A 5176-nucleotide genomic window follows, 5' to 3' on the forward strand; every position below is an offset into this window, starting at 1 on the left:
CCGCGACGACGATCTTCGCGGAGGTGGTGGCGCGGGTGGGGGCGGCCGCGTTAGAGCTTGCGAAGTCCACTGAGGACCCTTTCGAGCAGCGTGACGTCGGGCTGGTTTCCGGTTTCGCCGCCGGAAGCGGGCTGGTGGATGGCGACCAGGCCGGCCTCGGCCAGGTCGGCCACGAGGATGCGGGCCACTCCCAGGGGAAGGGAGAGCAGCGCCGACACCTCGGCGACGGACTTGACCTCCGTGCACAGCGTGCAGATCCGCTGGTGCTCGGGCAGCAGGGTGGCCAGGCGCTGCGGGTCGACGTCGGCGGAGACCAGGGCCTCCAGCGCGAGTTCGTAGCGCGGCCGGGTCCGGCCACCGGTCATCGCGAACGGCCGGATCAGCGGGCCGGAGTCGGGTTCGTCCTCGAACTCCTCGACGTGGCCGGGGTCCTGGGCGGGCGAGTACCCGGGGGTCGGCTCGGGCGCCGGGGCCGGGTAGCCGGGGGCCGGGGCGCCGTACGAGGGCTGCCGGGCGTACTGGTCGTACTGGCCGTACTGCTCCTCGGGCCGGGGGTACGGCTGCTGCTGCTGTCCGTACTGGTGCCGGCCGTACTGCTGACCGTGGCCGACGCCGGGTGCTCCGAAGGCGTCATGGCCTGTGCCAGGGTACGGAACGCCGTACTGGCCGCTGCGGTCGTCGGGCGGTGTCACGGTTCCTCTCCTCACAGGGTGCGGCGGTGCGGTGCGAGCTTCGGCGCAGGTCCGGAGCCGGTGGTGCGAAGGCCGTACAACGTCCGAACCCGAGCCCGCCGAAGCGGGCCCGGGAAGGACGCGGAGGTACTTCGAATACCTGGACGGTATCCGACGAACCGTCAGTGCAGGAGACTGCCCTGGAGTTCCGCGCGGAGAGCGGGGGTGAGGACGGCGCCGGCGCGGTCGACGAGCAGGGCCATCTCGTAGCCGACGAGGCCGATGTCGGAGTCGGGCGCGGCCAGGACGGCGAGCGCCGAGCCGTCGCTGACGGCCATCAGGAACAGGAAGCCCCGCTCCATCTCGACGACGGTCTGGTTGACCTCGCCGCCCTCGAAGATCCGGCTGGCGCCGGAGGTGAGGGAGGTGAGGCCGGAGGCGACGGCGGCGAGCTGGTCGGCACGGTCGCGCGGGAAGCCCTCGGACATGCACAGCAGGAGGCCGTCCGCGGAGACCACCACGGTGTGGGACACCCCGGGGGTGTTGTCCACGAAATTGGTGATCAGCCAGTTCAGGTTCTGTGCGGCCTGGCTCATCTGAGTCAACTCAACGCTCCTGGTGGTTCGAGCCGCCGAAGAGATCGGTGCTCCGGTTCTGTCCGTTGCCGGACTGGTCTACCTGATCGGGGTCGATCCGGAAGCTTCCGGTGTTACCGGCGCTGCGGCCCTGCTCCACGCCGCGGCGCAGGTTGGTGAGGCGGCCACGGACCTCCTCCGGGCTGCGGGAGACCTGCGGCCCGTCCTGCGGGGTGGACTTGGCGTTGCCGGGCACCAGGTTCTGCTTGGGCACGCGGCGCGGCAGACCGGAGCCGGTGGTGCCGCCGGAGGCGGGCTCGCGCAGCTGCTCGGCCCGCTGCCAGTCGCCGTCGTTCGGCGACTGCCAGGGGCTGGCGGTCGGGCCGGTCGGGCCGTATCCGCCGAGCGAGGACACGTCGTGGCCGCGCTGGTTCGAAGGCGTCGAGGAGGTGTCCTTGGCGCCGGCGAACCAGTTCGGGCTGTCGCCGGACGGGCTGCCGCCGGCCGGAGCGGCGGGGAGGCCGCCGCCGGCCAGCTGCTCGCCGGGGCGGCGCTGCGGCAGCCCGGACGGCAGGGTGGTGCGCGGGGCCTCGGCGGCCGACAGCGCGGGCGGCTCCGGGGAGTACGGGTGGCCGGCCGGGGACTCCTCGGCGGGCCGGCCGTACTGGTCGGCGTACTCGTCCTGCCGGTAGCCGCCCTGGTCGTAGCCGTACTGGTCGTCGGCGAAGTCCTGCTGCTGGTCGTAGCCCTGCTGGGGGTACTGGTCGTAGCCGTCCTGGGCGTACTCGTCCTGCTGGTAGCCGCCCTGGTCGTAGCCGCCCTGGTCGTAGCCGCCCTGGTCGTAGCCGTACTGGTCGTCGGCGAAGCCCTGCTGCTGCTCGTACCCCTGCGGGGCGTACTGGTCGTAGCCCTGCTGGTAGTCCTCCTCGACCTCGGCGTCCACCACCGGCGTGTGCGGGCCGCTCTCCAGGGCCGCGCGGCGGACCTGGTCGAGGCGCTGCGAGCGCTGGACGGCCTCCAGGGCCGGGCTGAACCCGCTGGAGCCGGCGTTGCCGGTGCCGGTGAGGTGGTCGTCGAAGCCGAGCTCGGCCGCGCTGCGGGCGCGGGAGTCCGGCGCCCACTCGGCGGTCGGCTCCTGCTCGGCGAAGATCCGGGAGACGGTGAACTGCTCGTCGGGCTCCGGCGCCGCACCCGACTGGGTGACGAACGGCGGGAGCATGACCAGCGAGGTGGTGCCGGCGGACTCGCCCGACGGGCGGAGCTGGACGCGGACGTCGTGCCGCTGGGACAGCCGGCCGACCACGAACAGGCCCATGCGGCGGGAGATGGTGGCGTCCACCGTGGGCGGCTCGGCCAGCTTCTCGTTGATCTCCGCGAAGTCCTCGGCGGTGAGGCCGATGCCCTTGTCGTGGATCTCGACCAGCACCCGGCCGTCCGGCAGGCGGGTGGCGTTGACCAGCACCCGGGTCTGCGGGCTGGAGAACGAGGTGGCGTTCTCCAGCAGCTCGGCGAGCAGGTGGACGAGGTCGGTCACGGCGGCGCCGACGACGTCGACCTCCGGGATGCCGGAGAGCTCGACGCGCTCGTACTGCTCCACCTCGGAGGCGGCGGCGCGGAGCACGTCGACCAGCGGGACCGGGGTGTTCCAGCGGCGGCCGGCCTCCTCGCCCGCGAGGACGAGGAGGTTCTCACCGTTGCGGCGCATGCGGGTGGCGAGGTGGTCCAGCTTGAAGAGGTTCTCCAGCTGGTCCGGGTCGGCCTCGTTGTTCTCCAGGTCGGTGATCAGCGCCAGCTGGCGCTGGATCAGGCTCTGGCTGCGGCGCGACAGGTTGGTGAAGATCGCGTTGACGTTCCCTCGCAGCAGGGCCTGCTCGGCGGCGAGCGCCACGGCCTGCTGGTGGACCTGGTCGAACGCCCGGGCGACCTCGCCGATCTCGTCCTTGCCGTGCAGGGGGATCGGGGCCACCGAGGTGTCGACCCGGTCGGGGTCGGTCTTGGAGAGCTTCTCGACCAGGTCCGGCAGGCGGTGGTCGGCGATCTCCAGGGCGGCGCTGCGCAGGGTGCGCATGCCGAGGATCATCGAGCGGGCCACGTAGCCGGTGAGCAGACCGGCCAGGATCAGCGCCGCGACGACGATGATCGTGTTGAGGATGGCGTCGTAGAGCGCGTTGTCCTTCAGGGCGCGGGAGTCGGTGAGGACGTCGTCCAGCAGCGCGACTTCGGTGTCCCGCAGGGCCTGGATGTGGGTGTTGGCGGCCTGGTTCCAGTTGTCCGGGGTCAGACCGGCGGCCTTCGCCTCGGCGAACGCGGCGTCGGCCGCGGCCTTGCCCTTCAGCTGGCCCTCCGAGGCGGCCTGGCTGTACGAGGCGGCCAGGGCCAGCAGGCCCTGCATGGTGGGCGCCGCGCCGTTGGGCATCTTGTAGGCCGAGCGCTCCTGGGAGGTGGCCAGGGCGACCTGCGCGTCCGAGTACTTCTTGGCGTCCTCGGGGGCGCTACCGGTCTTGAACTCGTTGAGGGAGACCTGCTCCAGCTTCTCCGCGAGCACGATCTGCTGGGTCGCGTCGACGTTCTCGTACCGGGTGGTGCCGTTCTGCGCGATGCCGACCAGCAGGCTCAGCATCAGCGAGCGCTGGGTCGAGGCGGACGCCTTGGCCAGCGACATCGCGTAGATCGCGCGGCCCTTGCTGGTGGCGTTGGTGGAGCCCAGGCCGACCGAGTTGTCGTACGCCAGCAGCGGCGCGAACATCGTCGAGTAGGCGTTGGCGGTCGCACTGATGAACAGCTCGGGGCCGTACGCGTTGGCCCGCAGGTGCGGCAGGTCGACCACGAGGGACTGGAAGGCGTCGTGGCGGCGGGGCAGCTCGCCGGACTTGTCGGAGGCCTCGTAGGCGGCGTTGTAGGCCTTCAGCGCGGCGTCGGTCTCGTTGCGGCGCTTGGTGACCTCGTTGTTCGGGTCCTGCTTGGTGAGCAGGGGTATGAGCGTCTTGTCGCGCTCGTTCTCCAGCGCCTCGGCGAGTTCGGTCGCCGCCTTGGCCAGCTCCGCGGTCTTCTCGGCGCGCGAGGCCTTGATGTAGCCGTCGACCGAGGTGTTCACGCGCAGACCGCCGAAGACGAGACTGATGATCACGGGGATCAGCAGGATCGCGATCAGGCGGGTCGGCACGCGCCAGTTGCGCGGGCGGAGGAAGTCGTACCGGCTGGAGCCGCCGTCGTCGCCCGACGAGCCGCCGCTGCGGGGCGTCGTGGGCGCGGACTGGGGCCCGGCGGCCGGGACGGGGGTCGGGCCGCGTTCCTCGGTGGGAGTGAACGCGGAGAACCCGGCCGGGTCCCCCGGGGTACCGTTCGGCTCGCTCTGGCGGGGCTCGGAGCGCCGCTGCGGGGCGGGTTGCTGCTTACGCCTCACTCGACAACTACCTCTCGGCCGACTGCCGGCCATGGATCAATCCAGCGCTACCCCGGGGCTCCGATCGGCCGCCGGACGGGCCGGCGCAGGAGACATCCAGGGGTAGCTGGAATTTCAGCACGTGCAGGGATGGGGGACAAACAGCCGCCGTCCGGCACCCGCGTCGGCACAATCCGGACAATCACCGACATCACGGAGCAAAACCGTGGTCACCTGGCGCTGAGTGACGCTGTTTCGCCACGCTGAGTCATTGTTGATCACAAAATGCCTACCGAACTGTTATCCGCTGCTTATACACGGGTCTTGCGCGGGCCCCCGGGGGACACCGGCCGGTAAGCGCCGCGGCCCCGACGGCCCGTCGTCCGGACGGGCCGTCGGGGCTGGGCGGCTGCTCGTGGACCCGCCGTCCCGGCTCAGCGGAGCCGGGCGAGGAGGGCGTGTTCGACGAGGGTGATGAGGGCGCTCTTGGCGCTGTCGCGGCGGCGGGCGTCGAGGGTGATGACGGGGGTGTCGGTGCCGAGTTGGAG

At 71.6% G+C, this 5176-nt stretch carries 3 protein-coding genes and 1 pseudogene; all 4 read right to left on the reverse strand.

What is annotated here, in order from left to right:
• Window positions 1-50: 50 nt before the first annotated feature.
• Window positions 51-692, reverse strand: a complete 642-nt coding sequence (locus ACFY0X_RS36775; RefSeq protein ID WP_387760877.1) for a DUF742 domain-containing protein — start codon at window positions 690-692, stop codon at window positions 51-53.
• A gap of 161 nt (window positions 693-853) precedes the next feature.
• A complete protein-coding gene (locus tag ACFY0X_RS36780; RefSeq protein ID WP_030248297.1) occupies window positions 854-1267 on the reverse strand; it encodes a roadblock/LC7 domain-containing protein in 414 nt (137 codons plus the stop codon).
• A 10-nt stretch (window positions 1268-1277) separates the two neighbouring features.
• Window positions 1278-4649 (reverse strand): nitrate- and nitrite sensing domain-containing protein, encoded by a 3372-nt coding sequence (locus ACFY0X_RS36785; RefSeq protein WP_387760878.1) that lies wholly within the window; start codon window positions 4647-4649, stop codon window positions 1278-1280.
• 413 nt (window positions 4650-5062) lie between these two features.
• Window positions 5063-5176: pseudogene (locus tag ACFY0X_RS36790) on the reverse strand (ATP-binding protein); the annotation flags it as partial.

This window comes from Kitasatospora sp. NPDC001547 (assembly GCF_042894165.1).
Lineage (GTDB): Bacteria > Actinomycetota > Actinomycetes > Streptomycetales > Streptomycetaceae > Kitasatospora.

Excerpts from the sequence above, each read along its gene's own strand:
- ACFY0X_RS36780 (WP_030248297.1), bottom strand. The coding sequence starts at position 1,267 with ATGAGCCAGGCCGCACAGAACCTGAACTGGCTGATCACCAATTTCGTG.